The 17,647-nt window shown below is 69.2% G+C and carries 12 protein-coding genes, 1 pseudogene and 1 riboswitch; of the genes and pseudogenes, 8 read left to right on the forward strand and 5 right to left on the reverse strand.

What is annotated here, in order from left to right; translation table 11 throughout:
- Positions 1-24: 24 nt before the first annotated feature.
- On the forward strand, positions 25-726 hold the full coding sequence (locus ACTRO_RS40590; RefSeq protein WP_034271787.1) for a hypothetical protein: 702 nt from the start codon (positions 25-27) through the stop codon (positions 724-726).
- Between the two features lie 69 nt (positions 727-795).
- Here ACTRO_RS40590 and ACTRO_RS40595 read toward each other — a convergent pair whose 3' ends face one another.
- Positions 796-1,239 (reverse strand): cold shock domain-containing protein, encoded by a 444-nt coding sequence (locus ACTRO_RS40595; RefSeq protein ID WP_211244591.1) that lies wholly within the window; start codon positions 1,237-1,239, stop codon positions 796-798.
- 271 nt (positions 1,240-1,510) lie between these two features.
- Between ACTRO_RS40595 and ACTRO_RS40600 the strand changes: the two genes are divergently transcribed.
- Entirely contained in the window at positions 1,511-5,782 is a 4,272-nt protein-coding gene (locus ACTRO_RS40600) for a GH92 family glycosyl hydrolase (protein ID WP_157436722.1), read from the forward strand.
- Between the two features lie 92 nt (positions 5,783-5,874).
- On the opposite strand, the pseudogene ACTRO_RS51605 reads toward ACTRO_RS40600, so the two are convergent.
- The 3 genes and pseudogenes from ACTRO_RS51605 to ACTRO_RS40615 form a co-directional block, all read right to left on the reverse strand.
- Positions 5,875-6,442, reverse strand: a pseudogene (locus ACTRO_RS51605) (transposase).
- A gap of 83 nt (positions 6,443-6,525) precedes the next feature.
- Complete coding sequence (gene purN, locus ACTRO_RS40610) at positions 6,526-7,122, reverse strand: phosphoribosylglycinamide formyltransferase (protein WP_034271794.1); 597 nt, start codon at positions 7,120-7,122, stop codon at positions 6,526-6,528.
- 96 nt (positions 7,123-7,218) lie between these two features.
- Positions 7,219-7,854, reverse strand: coding sequence for a TetR/AcrR family transcriptional regulator (locus ACTRO_RS40615; protein WP_034271796.1), 636 nt, complete (start codon positions 7,852-7,854; stop codon positions 7,219-7,221).
- A 101-nt stretch (positions 7,855-7,955) separates the two neighbouring features.
- Here ACTRO_RS40615 and ACTRO_RS40620 point away from each other — a divergent pair, with 101 nt between their 5' ends.
- A complete protein-coding gene (locus ACTRO_RS40620; protein ID WP_245594634.1) occupies positions 7,956-8,723 on the forward strand; it encodes a carboxymuconolactone decarboxylase family protein in 768 nt (255 codons plus the stop codon).
- Positions 8,724-10,346: 1,623 nt separating this feature from the next.
- On the opposite strand, the gene ACTRO_RS40625 is transcribed toward ACTRO_RS40620, so the two are convergent.
- Positions 10,347-10,862, reverse strand: coding sequence for an NUDIX hydrolase (locus tag ACTRO_RS40625; protein ID WP_034271800.1), 516 nt, complete (start codon positions 10,860-10,862; stop codon positions 10,347-10,349).
- 151 nt (positions 10,863-11,013) lie between these two features.
- Here ACTRO_RS40625 and ACTRO_RS40630 point away from each other — a divergent pair, with 151 nt between their 5' ends.
- The 5 genes from ACTRO_RS40630 to ACTRO_RS40650 all read left to right on the forward strand — a co-directional run bounded on the left by ACTRO_RS40630 (position 11,014) and on the right by ACTRO_RS40650 (position 17,646).
- Positions 11,014-12,294: a copper resistance D family protein gene (locus ACTRO_RS40630; RefSeq protein WP_051452157.1), complete on the forward strand. Its 1,281-nt coding sequence runs from the start codon at positions 11,014-11,016 to the stop codon at positions 12,292-12,294.
- Between the two features lie 68 nt (positions 12,295-12,362).
- Positions 12,363-12,469: riboswitch (guanidine-I (ykkC/yxkD leader) on the forward strand.
- A gap of 230 nt (positions 12,470-12,699) precedes the next feature.
- Positions 12,700-14,250 carry an amino acid permease gene (locus ACTRO_RS40635; protein WP_051452158.1) on the forward strand — a complete coding sequence of 517 codons (1,551 nt, stop codon included), beginning with the start codon at positions 12,700-12,702 and terminating at the stop codon, positions 14,248-14,250.
- Complete coding sequence (locus ACTRO_RS40640; RefSeq protein ID WP_034271802.1) at positions 14,247-14,903, forward strand: DUF1989 domain-containing protein; 657 nt, start codon at positions 14,247-14,249, stop codon at positions 14,901-14,903. The genes ACTRO_RS40635 and ACTRO_RS40640 overlap by 4 nt, the downstream gene beginning before the upstream one ends.
- Positions 14,900-15,517 carry an urea amidolyase associated protein UAAP2 gene (locus tag ACTRO_RS40645; protein WP_034271804.1) on the forward strand — a complete coding sequence of 206 codons (618 nt, stop codon included), beginning with the start codon at positions 14,900-14,902 and terminating at the stop codon, positions 15,515-15,517. Before ACTRO_RS40640 ends, ACTRO_RS40645 begins: the two co-directional genes overlap by 4 nt.
- The gene (locus ACTRO_RS40650; protein WP_051452159.1) at positions 15,514-17,646 is read left to right on the forward strand and encodes a 5-oxoprolinase/urea amidolyase family protein; all 2,133 of its coding nucleotides are present in this window, start codon (positions 15,514-15,516) and stop codon (positions 17,644-17,646) included. The genes ACTRO_RS40645 and ACTRO_RS40650 overlap by 4 nt, the downstream gene beginning before the upstream one ends.
- Position 17,647 lies beyond the last annotated feature (1 nt).

Consider the following 17,647-nt stretch of genomic DNA (forward strand, 5'->3'; position numbering starts at 1 on the left):
TTGAGGCAAGCATTGGGAGGGTTCATGGACGATCTCGTCGCCGGCGAGGAGCTGGCGCCCGATCGCGTCGTCGAGGCCGGGCGGGAACGCCGACGGCGGCGCCGGGCTGCCGCGTCGGTCGGCGGCGCGGCGGCGGTGCTGATCGTCGCGAGCGGGGTGGCTTACGGGATCGGGTCGTCCGGGCCGGGCTCGGGCGCCGCGCCGGCTTCCGGCCACAGCGCGACGGCCCGGGTGACGCGGCCGGCCTCGCCGTCGGCGGCGCCGGCAAGCGAGCTGAAGGGCAGGCTGGTGAGCGAGGGGACCACGAGCGGCGTCTCCTGGAAGATCGGCGCGGCCCTGGCGGGCTATTCCGACGGCAACGCCATACCGCAGTTCTGCGTCTACGTCTGGACCTCGAACGGATCCACCGATCCGACGGCGTGCGAGGGACCGGTCCAGCCCGATCCCGCGGACCCGGACGCGCCGTCCTTCCCGCAGGCGGGTGCCCAGTACGGGCTGATGTCGAAGTCGAGCACGATCGGCTGGGCCGCGATCTACACCAGCGACGCCACCAAGGTGGTGGTGACCTACGACGGCGGCTCGATCACGCTGCACCCGGTCAGCCTGGGCCACGGGGTGGACGTCACCGGAGCCGTCCTGCCGAAGAGCGGCGCGACGATGGTGGCCTCCGGGCCCGGCGGCACCGGCGTGGTGACCCACCTCAAGTTCACGCCGCCCGGGTCGTAAATCAGGGCACTACTAAGAGGAGCGCGGCCGGGACCCCGGCCGCGCTCCGTCGCGTCGGTGGCGCTGGGCTCAGCGGTCGACCCAGCCGTGCGTCTGGCAGATCCGGGCGAAGCGCTTGCGGATCTCCAGGATCTGCCGGCTGCCGAGCTCCGGCTCCACCCGCAGCAGCGCCTCGGTGAATTCGTGTGCGAACTCGTCCGGCGTGAGCACGTCGGCCATCCGCTCGCCCTCGGGCTCGGCCACCCGGCTCAACGGGCCGGGCCCGCCCGGCTGCTCGCCCGGCGCAGCCGGCACCTCGGCCGGCAGGATCACCGTGATCGCCGCCGCCTTCGGCCCCCGCTCGCCGTCTTCGAGCTCGAACTCGACCGTGCTGCCCGCGGTGAGCAGGTTCTTGTCGCTGTACAGGTCGTTGACGTGGATGAACACGTCCTCGCCGCCGATCTCGGGAGCCACGAAGCCGTACCCCTTGACGCGGTCGAACGAGATGACCCTGCCTCTGATCAATATCCTCACCCCGCGGGCAGGCTACCAAACCGGGCGCGGCGGTGGTAGGGGCCGGCGACGCAGGGCCGTTATCTCGGCACCCATATCCGGCTATATCAGCCGTCGTTCAATCAACCTTTCGCAGTGCCCTTGACGAACCGCCGCGAGGAGACGACCATCTCCCATGAAATTTTCTGACATCGTTGTCATCGGGTGAGACCAGGGCGTTCCCGGCGCTCTCGGCGCCACGAGCGCCGCACACCTGGGGCAGCGCGGTCGGATCTGCCGAGGAGGTAGAACCTTGAGATCGACTCGCTGGCCGGGCCATGCCCGCATCCCGGCCCTGATCGCCGCCACAGCGGCAAGCTCCCTCATGCTCACCGGGCTCGCCCGCGCCGACACCCCGAGCCCCGCCGCCAGCGCGGGCGCGCGGTCCGGCGCGAGCCAGAGCCCGAACACGTCCGCCACCTCGTCCTCGTCCGCCAGATCCGGCGGCTCCGCGGCGACGTGCGCGGTGACCACCACCGGCCACCTCTCCGACTGTCAGCGGCCGGTCGCCGCCGCCAAGCTCCCGGCCGGCGCCCGGAACACCGGCAACGTCGGCCAGCCGGTCGCGGACCTCGCGTCACTGGTGGACGCCCGCACCTGGACCACCGGCGGAGGCAACACCTTCCCCGGGGCCGAGGCGCCGTACGGCATGGTCCAGTGGTCGCCGGACACCCTGCCCAACAACAACGCGGGCGGCGGCTACAGCTTCACCGACACCACCCTCGACGGTTACAGCCTCACCCACATCTCCGGCCCCGGCTGCGGCGCCGCCGGCGACGTGCCGATCCTCCCGCTGGTCGGCGCGCTGCCGTCGGGCACCGATCCGAACAACGTCACCAGCCCGCTCACCCACACCGGCGAGGTCGCCCAGGCGGGCTACTACTCGGCGCAAAGCGGCACCGCCCCGAACACCGTCACCTCGGAGTTCACCGCCACCACCCACAGCTCGATGGGGCGCTTCACCTTCCCGTCCTCCACCGCCTCGGGCTTCGACATCAAGCTCCAGGGCAGTCAGACCACGGACACCGCCGACAGCGCCCAGATCGTCGGGAACGACGAGATCAGCGGCTCGGTCACCACCGGCGACTTCTGCGGCGAGTCGGTCAACGACGGCCAGTCGCAGCTCTACACCGTCTACTTCGACATCAAGTTCGACCAGCCGTTCGCCACCTCGCAGGTGATCACGGCCGCCGGCAAGACCAGCCCGTCGGCCGTCTACGTGTCCTTCGACACCACCGCGAACCCGGTTGTGCAGGCCAAGGTCGGCATCTCCTACGTCAGCGCGGCCAACGCGCAGCTGAACTGGCAGACGGACAACCCGGGCTGGAACTTCGGCGCGGTCAAGGCCGCCACCCAGAAGAGCTGGGACCAGCTCCTGGGCAAGATCAAGGTCTCCGGCGGCACCTACGCCAAGACCCAGGAGTTCTACAGCCTGCTGTACAAGGACTTCATCCAGCCCAACGTCACCAGCGACGTCAACGGCCAGTTCATGGGCGCGGACGAGAAGGTGCACACCGTGGCCGCCGGGCAGCACGATCAATACGGCGTCTACTCCGGCTGGGACATCTACCACTCGCTCGCCCAACTCCAGGCGATACTCGACCCGAAGGCTGCCTCAGACCAGGCGCAGTCCCAGGTCAACTACTACGCCGAAGACGGCGTCATGCAGCAGTGGGGCTACCTCCAGGCCAACAACTACGTCATGGTCGGTGACCCCGAGGACGCGATCATCTCGGACTACTACGCCTTCGGTGCCAAGAACTTCGACACCAAGACCGCGTTGGCCGACATGCTCAAGGAAGCCACCACCACCAACGACGCGCGGCCCGGCGAAGGCCTCGAGGACCAGTACGGCTACCTGCCCGAGGACGGCAGCTACGGCTGCTGCAACGCCCACGGCGTGATCGCCACCATGCTGGAGGACGACAGCGCGGACGTCGCGCTCTCCGCCTTCGCCGGCTCGCTCGGCGACCGCGGCGACGCCGCCATGCTCCAGCAGCGCGCCAACAACTGGGAGAACACCTTCAACCCGTCCAACGGCCTGCTCAACGCCCGCTACGAGAACGGGCAGTTCGAGGCCGGCATCACCCCGACGACCCAGCAGAACAACGAGCCGGACTACGTCGAGGGCGACGCGTACGAGTACCTGTGGGACGTGCCGAACAACTACCCGGCGCTGTTCAACCTGCTCGGCGGCGACTCGAAGGTCATCCCGGCGCTCACCTCGTACCTGTCGAAGCCCAACGGCAACGGCATGTACGCGGAGATCGCCAACGAGTTCAACCTCGGTGAGCAGTACGCGCTCTACTACGCCGGCGACCCCGCCGCGGCCCAGAACGCCGTGCACACCATCGAGACCAGCGTCTACCTGCCGGGGCCGAGCGGTCTGGACAACAACGACGACCTCGGCGCGGAGAGCTCCCAGTTCATCTGGGAGGAGCTGGGCCTGTACCCGGAGAACCCGGGCACGGACACCCTGCTGCTGAGCACGCCGGGCTTCGCGCACGAGCAGATCTCGCTCGCGAACGGCCACAGCATCTCCATCAGCGCTCCGAACGCGGCGAACGAGTACTACGCGGCCGGACTGAAGATCAACGGACGGCCGGACCAGCAGCTGTCGACCACCTTCAGCTCCCTGAGCAAGGGCTCCTCGCTCGACTGGACCCTCAGCTCCAAGCCGACCAGCTGGGGCACCGCGAAGCAGGACGCTCCGCCGTCCTACGCCGCGGGCGCCGACGCGACCGTCGGCTACCTGGCGAACCAGACCGCTGACGTCGCGCCCGGCGGATCCGCCACGCTCACCGTCGGCGCCGACAACGCCACGGACAAGCCGCAGCGGGTCAAGGTGAAGATCGCGGCGCCGAGCGGAGTCACCATCTCGCCGAGCACCGCCAGCATCCTCGTCCCACCGCACAGCACCGGGACGACGAAGCTGAAGGTGACGGCCGGAGCGGGCACCACGCAGAACTTCTACTCCGCACCGGTCACGCTGACCACCGAGAGCACGGGCGCGACCCAGTCGCTGACCCAGACCATCCTGGTCGCCACTCCCGGCTCTCTGCTCTCCACCTTCGACAACGTCGGCATCTCGGACAGCACCGACGAGTCTGCCGCCGACTTCGACGGTGACGGCTACAGCTACTCCGCGGACGCCCTCGCGGCCGAAGGCTTCACCGCCGGCCAGAACGCCACCGTCAACGGCGTCAGCTTCTCCTGGCCGCTGCCCGCGGGCGGGCTCCCGGACAACACCGTGGCCGCCGGGCAGGCCGTCACGGTGAACGCTCCGGCCGGAACGCAGACCCTTGCGTTCCTCGGCTCGTCCACGAACGGCCCGGTCACGGCGCCGATCACGTTGCACTACGCCGACGGCAGTACCACAAAGTACTGGCTCGGCCTGAGCGACTGGACGCTGAACGGCGGCGGCAGCAAGCCGTCGTACGGCAACACCGACGCGGCGGCGATGGCCTACCGCAACTGCCCGGGCTGCACCGGCGGGCAGCAGAAGGTCGGCACGAACGTGTTCTACGCCGGAGTGCCGGTCGACGCGGGCAAGACGCTCACCAGCGTCACCCTGCCCGACGGCTCCAGCGGCACGGAGCACATCTTCGCGATCGGCACCGCGACCACGGCCCCGACCGGACCGGTCGTCAGCTCGCTCAGCACCACGTCGGCCAAGGCCGGCGAGCAGGTGACGATCAACGGCTCGGGCTTCGGCGCCAGCCAGGGCAGCGGGTACGTGGCCTTCAGCGACAACGGCACGAACTGGGGCGCTCCCGGCAACAGCGCCGCGTTCACCGTCGACAGCTGGAGCGACACGGCGGTCACCTTCACCGTGCCGTCGCCGAGCGGCAGCAGCGGCCAGTTCCACGTCTGGGCCGGCACCCCGGCCTCGGTGACCGTGGCCGACAACGCGGGTGACGTCTCGGACAGCGCAGAGTTGGACATCACGGCGACCGCCGATCTGGCCGACTACTACGACAACATGGGCATCACCGACGATACCGCCACATCCTGCGGCGACTTCGACGGAGACGGCTACAGCTACTCGGCCCAGGCCCTCGCCGCATCGGGTCTCACCCCGGGCGGCACGGTCACCGCGGACGGCCTCAGCTACACCTGGCCCGACTCCGCGACCTGCACCGACGACAACATCCTCGCCGCAGGCCAGACCATACTCGTGGACGCCAAGAGCGGAGCGAGCAAGCTCGGCGTGCTGGAATCATCCACCAACGGGATGACCTCCGGCCCGATCACCATCACCTACACCGACGGCACCTCGGCCACCGAGACGCTCTCGTCCAGCGACTGGGCCGGCGGCCCGGACACCGACGAGACGGCAGTGGCCACGATGACCTACCGCAACAGCAAGACCGGCGGTTCCCAGGCCATCACGATGTACGTCTACGCCACCGCGATCGCGCTCGACTCGTCGAAGACGGTCGCCTCGATCACGTTGCCGTACGTCAGCAACTCCGTCGGCTCCAACTCCTCGGCCATGCACATCTTCGCCGTCACCACCGGCTGAGGCGGGAGCAAGTAAGAACTGAGTAAGGACCCGTCCACCGGCCTCAGGGCCGGTGGACGGGTCCTTACTCGCTCCAGGCCCTGCCCTTTGGATCACATGACGGGGTCGCGGAGCCAGATTCTGATGGAGGCGACGTCAACTGCGCCCTGGTAGATGCGATCTCGCTTGTCATAACGCATGGCCACGCCACGGTGCTGGCGTAGCTTGTTGAAGCACCGTTCGACGGAGTTTCGCTCCTTGTAACGCTCGGCGTCGAAGGACGGGGGCCGGCCGCCGCGCGAACCCTTCTTGCGGCGGTTGTCCGCCTGGTCCGCCTTGACCGGGATGAACCTCGGGCTGTCACCGTGCTGCCCAGGGCTGGTGAGCCGGGCGATAGGACGGCGGCGCCGGTCCGCGACCAGGTGGACATTCGTCGAGAGCCCGCCGCGCGAGCGGTTCCCATGTTCCATCCAGCGACCAGCGCCGGTGCCGATCGTAGACCGTCTTCCAGTTCCGATACCACGGCGGCAACTTCCGCCAGGCGCACCCAGCCCGAGTCCGGTGGAACACTCGGTTGATCACCATCTGGTGATCGATCCACTCCCTGCCGCGACGCGGATCTCCCGGCAGCAACGGTGCCGACCGGTCCCACTCCCGCCCGCTCAGGTCATGGCGTTGCAGATGCTCGTCATCAATGCAGGGTTCTCACACCACGCGCACGCCTCCGTCCACAAGCCGATACGCCGACATGCCGCGAATCACGATCACCCGGACACCGAAGCGCGAGCCAAGACTCGGACCGTGGCGGCCAGGAGCGCGTGCTCTACCGGCAGGACGCGTGCGGCGAGGTCCTCGGGGTTGTCCTCGGGCAGGACCGGCACCTGGCGTTGGGCGATGATCGGGCCTTCATCGTAGTCCGCGGTCACCTCGTGGACGGTCGCGCCGGACACGGTGTCGCCACTGGCCAGCACGGCTTCGTGTACGAAGCGCCCGTACATTCCCGGCCCACCGTGACGCGGCAGAAGCGAGGGATGGATATTGATGGCGCGGCCCTTGTATGCACTGAGCACCGCGGGACCAAGCTTCTTCATGTATCCGGCGGTCACGAGCAGTTCGATGTCGTGCCTTCGCAGGGCGGTGAGCATGTGCTGGTCAAGCGCATCAGTGTCTGGATGGGTCTGGCCTGACATATGCAGTGCGGCGATTCCCGCATCACGCGCATGCGCCAGGGCACCAGACCCACTGTTGTTACTGATGACGAGCGCGACGCCAAAGCCACTGGAACTCTCGCGCGCTGCGGTGATCAGTGCTTGCAGGTTGGTTCCGAAGTGCGAGGCCAAGACTGCAACGTTGAATGCCATGCACTGATCATGTCAGTACCGGCGTTATGACTGAACAGCCGGTGCGCGCGGAACACTGATTCATGGGACGTGGCTCAGCAGTCTCTTGAGCGTCCGTCAGCGCGCGCCCAGCCCGACGAGCTTCGTGAGGAATCGGTCGATCTGCGCCTCGGCCGGCGGCCAGGGCAGATCGGGCTCGTTGATGCGCTGTGCAAGCATGCCGTTGACGGCGGTGCGCAGATCGATGGCGACGGTCGTCGCGTCGTCGACGGGGGCGAGCCCGGCGTCCATGCAAGCCTGCACGGCGACAGCGGTGCGTTCGACGAGCTCGTGTTTGAGCGGCATGCCGATGCTGCGGTGCACCTTGCTCTCGTGCAGGACCTTGTACAGGCCCGGATGCTCCCGCGCCCAGGTCACCTGGGCGAAGATCCGGGCACGCAGCGCAGCGGCCGGATCGCCGGCGGCCTCGGCGGCCGCGTCGCCCGTGGCCAGCAGCTGATCGTGGCAGCCCTGTAAGACGGCCAGTACCAGCGTGTCGCGGTCCGGGAAGTGCAGGTAGACCGACGTCGCGGCGATCGACACCGCCCGCGCGACGGCCCGGAGGGACAGGGCCTCGTCGTCGGCGAGCTCGTCGAGCATGTCCGCGGCCGCCGCCACGATCTCTTCGCGCAGCTGCTGCCCCTGCCCGCGCGCGTTGGGCCGGCGCCGGGACGTTGACGACGGTCGGGGCGGGGGCGTCGAGGTCTCGTTCATGTCGTGGTCAGTGTAGCTGGACAGCCATCGCGCTACACCTGTAGCCTCAATGAGGCTACAGGTGTAGCGCTACGACTGTCTCTTAAGAGGTGTGATTCTCCGTGAGTTCCGCCACGACCACGACCACATCAATGGCCTCCAACGGCACCGCTCCGACCGGCACCCGGACGAACTTGCAGCAGGTCGCCGCCCTCGACCCGATGTTCGCCCAGATGCTCGGCGCCACCGCCGCGCACGCCCGCGCGATCCCCGAGCTGACTGAACGTGAGAAGACCTTCCTGCGGGTGACCGCGGACGTCTGCCAGCCGAGCCTCGGCTTCGCCCTCGAAGCGCACCTGCGCATGGGCCTCGCAGCGGGCATCTCCACCGCCGAGGTTCGAGCCCTGGTGCGCTTCATCTCCTACGACTGCGGCTACCACGCCGCCACCTCAGGGCTCGAGCGCATCGCGGAATTCGAGGCGAAGAACCAGATGGCGGCGGTCGAGATCGAGCCGCTGCCCGAGGAACTGGTCACGACCGGCCCCGACGCAGCGCCCAGTCCGCTCCCGGAGCCGGTTCGGGCCGACCTGGCGGAGCTCGACCCGCACTTCCTCGAGTTCTTCGACTTGCAGTCACGGATGCGCTCCGGCCACGGCCCGGAAACCCTGACCGAACGCGAGCGCGGACTCGCGACCCTCAGTATCGACGTGCACTACCAGACGCTGGGGGATACGTTCCGCATCCACGTCGGCCGCGCGTTGCGCGGCGGCGCGTCCCGCGAAGACGTCCGCGCCGCGCTGCGCTTCAACGCCCAGTTCGGCGCGACGAGGGCCTGGCAGGCCTGGAAGACGCTCAACGCCCACTTCGCTGCGCTCGACGCGGAGGAGTGAGGGGAGGCTGTATGGTCTGCCGGAAACGGTCCTCTCGGGGCTGTTGAGCTGCGAGTCGGCTCCCAGCGGCTTGGAGTCTGTTCGGCACAGCCATCCCGGATACATCGTTGCTTATGACGACCACGACGACCCGACGCGGTTCGGCGAGGTCCGCCATGAGTTCGAGATCACGCTCATCGGCCGTCCCATAGGCGCCCCCGGCGGGGGCCCTTCTCTCGGAGAGAGTGCCGGGGCTGCGTGGTTGCTGGCGTTGGTGGGGCGGGCTGGGGTTCGGGGTGGTGGGGTTGCGGGGGTGTGCTCTCTCCTCGGTCGGTTCCCGGAGGCAATCAGGAACCTGCCGGGAGGTCAAGCGGCGGTGGCTCTGGTTGATGGTGGATTGTGCATCGCGCCGCTTGACCTCCCGGCAGAACCCTGATCGGGCTTCGCCTGCCCGACCGAGGAGAGAGCCCACCCCCTGAGGGTCCGGTGCGAGCTGCGCTCGGGCCGGCCTCGTGGCCCGGTCGCGCTTGATCCGGAAGAATCCTGCATCACCGTTCTGGGCTGCTCTTGTCTTCTCTACTGGTTCAACGCCGGAGGGACCGCCCTAGTGCCCGGAAATCTCCATAATTTTTTCTTTTCCGGTGAAAAGACTGATTCACGGTTTTTGTCGGTGGTGGCATCTAGCATGGAAGAGTACGAGGGTCAGGGCTTGTGACGGGAGGGTGGTGGACGAGGTGGCCCGGCAGATGACCTCAGGGGTGGGGCCGAAAGCGGTGCAGGATTTCCCCTCGGCGTGCGACAGCGCCAGGCGATCCGGGCACCGGCGCCTTCACGCGGATCGAGGGTCGGGATGGCCGGATCAGACCGATGCAGGATCCTTCCGCATCGAACGCGGCCGGCCTGCGGGATTCTGCCGCGAGGTCTGGGATCGGGTCGGACGCACCAGCGCGGTGCAGGATTTCACTTCAGGTGCGACCGGAGCACCGACGCCTTCGCGCGGATCGAGGACCGGGATCGTCGGATCAGGGTGATGCAGAATCCTTCCGCGCCGGGCGCGGCCGCGCCACGGGCCGGGCTTCAGCCGAGCGCAGCTCGCACTGCTCCCTAGGGGGTGGGCTCTCTCCTCGGTCGGGCAGGCGAAGCCCGATCAGGGTTCTGCCGGGAGGTCAAGCGGCGCCATGCAGAATCGAGCATCAGCGGAAACCGCCGCTTGAGCTCCCGGCGGGTTCCTGATTGCCTCCGGGGACCGGCCGAGGAGAGAGCACACCCCCGCAACCCCACCACCCCGAACCCCAACCCGCCCCGTTAACGCCAGCATCCACGCAGACCCCGGCACTCTCCGAGGGAAGGGCCTGCGCCGGAGGCGAGATCTTGAAACCCCAGCCCACCCCGCCGACGCAACGGGTGGGCGGGTGGTCAGACAAACAGGGCGACGCGAAGCGGCCGCCCACACCCCGACGACCACCCCGGACCCGACAGACCACCACGCTCACGCCCCACCAGCACCCAGCCGATCATCAACTTGCGTCAATGTCCCGGCTGATGCCCGGCACGAGGCGAGGAAGGCCCTCAGGTAGGTGCCGGGCGCGGGAGGGTGCCGGGAGTTGCGCAGTGAGGGTTGCGGTCGCGTAGCGGCGATCCCGATCACGACCAGAGTTCGAAGGGTTCGTCCAGGCTCTCTCCGGCCAGGAACCGCTCGATCAGGGCGGGCAGGCTACGCGGATAGAACAAGCCCGAATTCTCGGCCACCTCGCTCACCGGCCACCACCGGAAGTCGAAGTAGGCCTCTTTCTCGTAGTCGAAGCGCCCGCTCTCGTTGACGTCGGGGCCCGGGACGTCGAGGCGGACCTCGACGATCACCTCGTGCTGCAGGTTGCGCTGCTCGCGGTTGCGGAAGCTGGCCGTGCGTCGCCAGGTGGGTGGGCCGACCTGGTGGGGTGCGGCTTCGATGCCGGTCTCCTCGCGCAATTCGCGCAACGCCGCCGCGAGGTAGTCCTCGCCCTCGTCGATGCCGCCGCCCGGAAGTTCCCACCATTCGCCGAGTTCGGGCGCGCTCTGTTCGCGGGTGTGGAACAACAGGATCCGGCCTGCCGCGTCCCGCACGACCATGCGGACGACGTCGCGCTCGATGATCGGCAGGTCCTGGGGGAGTTCGAGCATGGTGAAAGTCTCTCAGCGCGGCTGGGGGCACGGAACGGCACCCTGGCGTTCGCCGTGGGTTAGCGACGGCGCGTTGCGTCCGTAAGTTAGGTAAGGCTAACCTTAATGACGCTGGCGCTCTCCCTTACCCACAAGCTAGGACGGTCCCCCCATGCCTTCTTCCGGTGTACTTCCTCCTGATCTGACACCTTCTGCGCTCGCGGCGCCGTCGACTCCGCTGGGGTCGTTCGCCGCGAGTGCGGTGTCGTGGACGGCCTGGACGACGCTGATGGGGTTCGTCGGATTGACCGCGCTGGCGGTGCTCGCGGCGGGGCCGGCCGCTCGGCGGATCGGGCCGGAAGCGCTGGGTGCTGTGACCGCGCGGCTTTCCCGGGCCGCGCTGGTCGTGGGCGTGCTGGCGGTTCCGGCCGTGCTCAGCGATTTGGCGCAGAGTGCGTCCGACAATGGCGGCTATGACTATTCCGCAGCTTGGGATTCCTTGTACGACGGGACTAACGCAGGTCGGCTATCAGGGCTGGAAGTCGCCTTCATCCTGATCGGCGTGGCGCTGATAGCCCCGCTCGCGGTGCGCAGGGTCGCAGCCGGCCGGGTCGGCCGGTGGCTGCTGCCTTCCGCACTCGGCGCCGGCGCGATCGCGCTCGGCACGACGAAGTTCCCCGACGCGGTGCCCACTGACTGGGGCCGGACCAGCTTCGAGACGCTGATGTGGATGCTGCACCTGCTCGGCGGCGGCGTCTGGATCGGCGGCCTGCTCGGCTTGGCGCTGCTCGCCCTGCCTGGCGCAGTCGCGCGGCAGGACAGCGCGGCGTTCTGGTCGGGCACGATCCGTCGCTTCTCCGCGGCCGCGATGAGCTGCGTCGCCGCCATCGCCCTGTCCGGGCTGTTCCTTTACTGGGAGCACGTGGACGGCCCCTCGCAGCTGTTCACCACCATGTACGGTCGTGTACTCGGCGTCAAGATCCTGCTTTTCGGCACGATGCTGCTGCTCGGCACGTTCAACCAGTTCTGGCTGCATCCGCGCATCGACGCGCTGCGCTCGGCCGGCGACGAGCGTCCGCTGCGGGCGATCCTGCTCAAGCAGTTCCCCGCCGTCGTCGGCGCCGAGGCCGTCCTCGGTCTGGCAGTGCTCTTCGTCGCGCCGTTCCTGCACGGCTCCGCGCGCAACCAGGCTTACCAGGCCGGCCTTGCCGCACACGCTGCCACCGCCGCGAACGGGAAGCTGCCCAAGCTGGCGGCCAAGGTGCCGGACGCCGCGACCTGGATGTGGGGCAGCGCGGAAACAATCGCCGTCATCGCTCTGATGATCATCGGCTACCGCGTCTCCGGCCGCATCGCCCGGCGTCGCGCCGCCGCACTCGCCGCTTCGGCTCCGCTCGGCGCGGAGTTCGAGGAGCAGGCCGCGGCCGTCGAACATGCGGGGAGGTTGATCTGACGTTCACATGAGCGGTCGCCGCTGGTGACATCGCGGCGATGTCCTAGTCGTGACCCGCCCGGACGAGGGCGGGGCGCGTCTAGGGTTCCGCCGGCGAGTCGCGCCGGGCCTGGTCCGAGAGACGCAGGCGGAGCCCGACGGTTCCGTTCCACGGCGGGAGAAAAGCCCGGGAGGCCAGGTGAGCTCGGCCGTCCCCCCGGCCGGGCCCGGCTCCCGGAGTAGGCCGTGAGACCTCGATCAACAGCACCCTCTTCACCTTCGAACCACAGCGGTGACTTCGGTATCTCCAGTCACCCGAGCCACCCGAACCTCGCGCACTTCATCGGCCGGGCGAGGGTGGCGCCGCCCGGCCGCAATGCCCTGAGCTCACGCGGACGCGCGCAAACGCGCGGAAAGGCGGCAACCGTGTCCACCACCTTGTCCGTCGTCGAGGACGAAAGCCTCGACGCGGCCGACCTGGCCGAGTTCGGATACCCGCAGCAGCTGCGGCGCGGACTGGGGCAGTATGCGTCCTTCGCCGCGGGCTTCTCCTTCGTCTCGATCCTGACCACCGTCTTCCAGCTCTTCTCCTTCGGCTACGGCTTCGGCGGGCCGGCCTTCTTCTGGACCTGGCCGATGGTGTTCGCGGGCCAGTTCCTGGTCGCGCTCTGCTTCGCCGAGCTGGCCGCGCGCTATCCGATCTCAGGGTGCGTGTATCAGTGGTCTCGGCGCATGTCGACGGGGCTGCTCGGGCACTTCGCCGGGTGGACGATGCTGATCGGGCAGGTGGTGAGCGTCTCGGCGGCGGCCATCGCGCTGCAGGTGGTGCTGCCCTCGGTCTGGAGCGGATTCCAGCTCGTCGGCGGGGATACGGCGCTGACCAGTAAGACGGGCGCGACGAACGCCGTCCTGCTCGGCGCGGGCCTGATCGCGTTGACCACCGTCGTCTCCTCGGTGGGAGTGAAACTCACGGCCCTGATCAACAGCGTCGGGGTCACCTGCGAGTTGGTCGGCGTGGCCGCGCTCGTGGTGCTGCTGTTCGCGCACTCCAACCGGAACCCGAGCGTGGTGCTGCACACGGACGGCGCGGCCGGGAGCGGTGGCAGTTCCTACCTCTGGCCGTTCCTCGTCTCCGCGCTGATGGCCGCGTATGTCATGTACGGCTTCGACAGTGCGGGGGAGTTGAGTGAGGAGACGCGTTCGCCCCGCACCACCGCGCCGAAGGCGATCCTCAAGGCCTTGGCGGTCTCCGGAATCGGCGGTGCCGCGCTGCTGCTCGGCGCGCTGATGGCCGCTCCTTCGCTGACGGACGGCCGGCTCGCCACCGAAGGGCTGCCTTACGTCGTGACCAGCCGCCTCGGTGACGGCCTCGGCCGCGCAGTGTTGGTGGACGTTGCGATAGCGATCTGCGTGTGCACGCTCGCGATTCAGACCGCGGCCTCGCGGCTGGCCTACTCGATGGCGCGCGACGGCAGCCTGCCCGGCGCCGCGCGGCTCTCCCGGGTGTCCCCGCGCACGGGCACTCCGGTCCTGCCGACGGTGCTCATCGGTGGCGCGGCTCTCCTGATCCTCGGGGTGAACGTGGGGCAGGCGCAGTTGTTCACGGCGCTCACCAGCGTCGCGGTCGTGATCGTCTACCTCGCCTATCTGCTGGTGACGCTGCCGATGCTGGTTCGGCGGCTGCGCGGGCAGGTGCCGGCGGGGGACGGGCGGTTCTCGCTGGGCCGCTTCGGCTTGCCGGTCAACGCGCTCGCGGTCGGCTACGGCCTGTTCATGGCGGTGAACCTGGCCTGGCCACGGCAGGCGGTCTACGACCCGGCGGGCGGGCACTGGTACCTGCGCTACTTCGCGGTGCTGTTCTGCGCGGCCGTCGCCGTGTTCGGATACGCGGCTTACCTGGCGGCCCGGCGTTCGACCGCGACTGCGCGCGCGACGACGCTCGCCGACGTGGCCGAGATTGCGGAGGCCGCCGCGTGACCGGCTACGTGCTTGAAATGCCCGGCGCTGCGGCTGATTCGTTGCGGCTGCGGCGGCACAGGACCCTGACTCTTCACTGCCTCGGACCGGGAACGAACGTCGCGGCTCTGATATATGCACTCGATGACAGGACCGAGCGGCTCAACGTTCCGGACACGCTCAAAGCCCAGATGTCCGCGAGCATCGCGGCTCCTATGGCGCTGATGTCCGACATGGGGCGCGCGCTGGCTTCCGTGACAGGTTCGAGTCTCGACTGGCACGACGCGATCACCGGCCACGGTCTGCCGGGAGTCGACGGCGCGCGCGAGGGCCTGCTCGGCGAGCTCTGGAAGCACGGTCTCGGCGCCCGCGATCTGCACGCCAACGTCAATTTCTTCAGCAAGGTCACCCCAGTCGGCGATCAGCGCGGGACTCTCGTCTACGAGCCCGGATACGCCACGGAGGGCGACTGGGTCACCCTGCGGGCCGAGATCGACCTGCTCGTCGTGCTGTCCACCGCGCGGCACCCGTTTGACCCCTCGACGTCGGGCGAACCGGCCGGAGTGCGGCTCGAGGTGGCCGAGGGCTCGGCACCGGGGCCCGACGATCCCAGCCGAAGCTTTCGGTCCGAGACCGCGCGCGCACTGGAACTGGCCGAGAGGAGCTACGCATGAGCGACGTCTTCGAACTCGACGACGTGATCGGAGCCGGCGACGGCTGGATCGGCGAGATCCCGGCGGGCCACCTGCTGCGCATCACCGATCTCCACGGGAATCAGGCTGTAGATACGCTGTTGTACGACGCCCGCGACTACGCCGACCGCTACAGTGCGATCGACACGATCCGCGAACAGGGCGCCGTGTATCTGAGCACTGGTTCCGTGCTGCTGACCGGGAACGGCGAAGCGCTCGCCACGATCGTCGACGACACCTGCGGCCGTCACGACACGCTGGGCGGTGCGTGCGCGCAGGAGAGCAACGTCGTGCGCTACGGAGGCCACACCCGGTATCAGCCTTCTTGCCGCACCACGTTCCTGCGCAAGGCGCGGGAGTGGGGGCGGGGGCTGGAGAAGCGCGACCTCGGCCATAACATCAACTTCTTTATGAATGTGCCGCTGACCCCGGACGGCGGCCTCACGTTCGAGGACGGCGTCTCCGCACCCGGCAAGTACGTGGAACTGCGGATGGAACGCGACGTGCTGTTGCTCATCTCCAACTGCCCGCAGATCAACAATCCCTGCAACGGCTTCAACCCGACGCCGATCCGGCTGACCGGACGTCGGCCATGACCTGGATGCTCGACGTCCTCGACCCCGGTGTGCAGACTTCGGTCCAGGACCTCACCGGCCGTCGCGGACTGTGGGGAGTCGGAGTGCCGCCGTCAGGGGCCTACGACGCCCTCTCGTTCGCCCTCGCGAACCTGGCCGTCGGCAACGATCCGGGGGCTGCCGGTCTCGAAGCGGTGCTGGTCGGGCCCACGTTGTGTTTCCGCGCCGGCGGCAATGAGGAGCGGCGGCACGTGCTCGCCGCCGTCGCAGGAGCCTGCCAAGGAGCTCAGCTGGACGGCCGTGCGGTACGTCCTGGCGAGCCGTTCGCCGCGTACGACGGCTCCGTGGTCACGTTCGGGCCCTGCGGTCCGGCCGGGCTGCGCGGATACCTCGCGGTACGCGGCGGGGTCGCGGTGCCGCGTGTGCTCGGTAGCCGGGCCGCCTTCCTGCTCGGCGGCTTCGGCGGCGGCGTCGGGCGTGCGTTGGCTGCGGATGACGCCCTGGGCGTCGGCCGGGAAGAGAACTGCGACGCGCCCGCCGTCCTCACCGCGATCGTGCCGACGCTCACCGACCGTTGGACCTTACGGGTGATCCCCGGCCCCCACGGCGCCCCGGACTACTTCACCGGTGACGCGCTGGCCGCGCTCTTCGCGGCCGAATGGGCGGTGGACCATCGCAGCGACCGCACCGGCATCCGCCTGGCCGGGCCACCCGTGCGTTTCGCCCGCGCGGACGGCGGCGAAGCCGGGCTGCACCCGTGCAACATCCACGACTCCGCCTATCCCGTCGGCGGCATCATGATCTCCGGCGACACCCCGGTCATCGTCGGACCGGACGGGCCCAGCCTCGGCGGATTCGTCGTTCCGGCGGGAGTGATCCGGGCCGACCTGTGGAAGCTCGGCCAGTTGCGGCCCGGCGACCGCGTGCGGCTCGAGCCCGTCACCGCCGAGGCCGCGGCCGAAGCAAGAGACGAGCGACGGCGCATGCTCGCCGATCCGCGCGCCGCGGCCGCCGCGGTGATCTTCCCGCTGCCTGCCGAACCCGCGCCAGCGGCCGAGACACCGCAGACGCCGCAGACGCCGTCGGCGCGCAGCGCGACCTGGGACCGCCCGTCCCCGCTCCTGACCATCCCCGCCTCCGGTGCGCGGCCCGAACTGTCCGTCAGGTTCAGCGGCGACCATCACCTGCTGGTGGAGGCAGGCCCGGCTCGCTTGGACCTCACCGTACGGGCACGCATCCACCTGCTGCACCGCGAACTCGCCGCACGCGGGCTGCTCGGTGCGTCCGCCGGAGTCCCGGAGGACGTCGAGGGCGTCAGGTCTCTGCTGCTCGGCTTCGAGCCGCTGGCGGTCGATCCACGCGCGCTCGCCGAACGGGTGGGCGAGGCGTGGCTGGCGACTCCTGACCCCGCCGGCGTCGAGCTGCCGGTGCGCGAGGTGACGATGCCGATCTGCTTCGACGATCCCGGCGCGCACGAGGCGATGCACCGCTACCAGCGCGGCGTGCGCCCGGACGCGCCGTGGTGCCCGGACAACGTCGAGTTCATTCGCCGGGTCAACGGCCTGCGCGACCGCGACGAGGTGTTCGAGATCGTACAGAAGGCGACGTACCTGGTCATCGGCCTCGGCGACGTCTACCTCGGCGCGCCCCTCGCGGTGCCGCTGGATCCGGCGCACCGCCTGGTGACCACGAAGTACGACCCGCCGCGCACCTGGACGCCGGAGAACGCGGTGGGCATCGGCGGCGCGTACCTGTGCGTCTACGGCATGGAAGGTCCCGGCGGTTACCAGCTCGTCGGGCGGACCGTCCCGGTGTGGCGCAAGCCCGGCGCCGACCGCGCGGACGGTGCCGGCGAGGCGGCGCCTTCGTGGCTGCTGCGGAGCTTCGACCTGCTCCGCTTCGAGCCCGTCGGGCACGACGAGCTGATGGAGCTGCGGGCTGCGATCGCCGACGGAAGCATCGGGCTGCGTATGCGCGAGACGACGCTCGACCTCGGCGCCCTGCCCGGGCCGGAGACGCCGCAGCCCCCGGAGACCGCGGAGTTCATCCGGCGGCGCGAGGGCGCCTTCGCCGCGGAACGCGCCCGCTGGGCCGAAGCGGCGGCGGCCAAGGCACAACAGAACAAGGCACAGCAGAACAGAGGAGCCTGAG

It is taken from the genome of Actinospica robiniae DSM 44927 (assembly GCF_000504285.1).
In the GTDB taxonomy this organism is placed as follows: domain Bacteria; phylum Actinomycetota; class Actinomycetes; order Streptomycetales; family Catenulisporaceae; genus Actinospica; species Actinospica robiniae.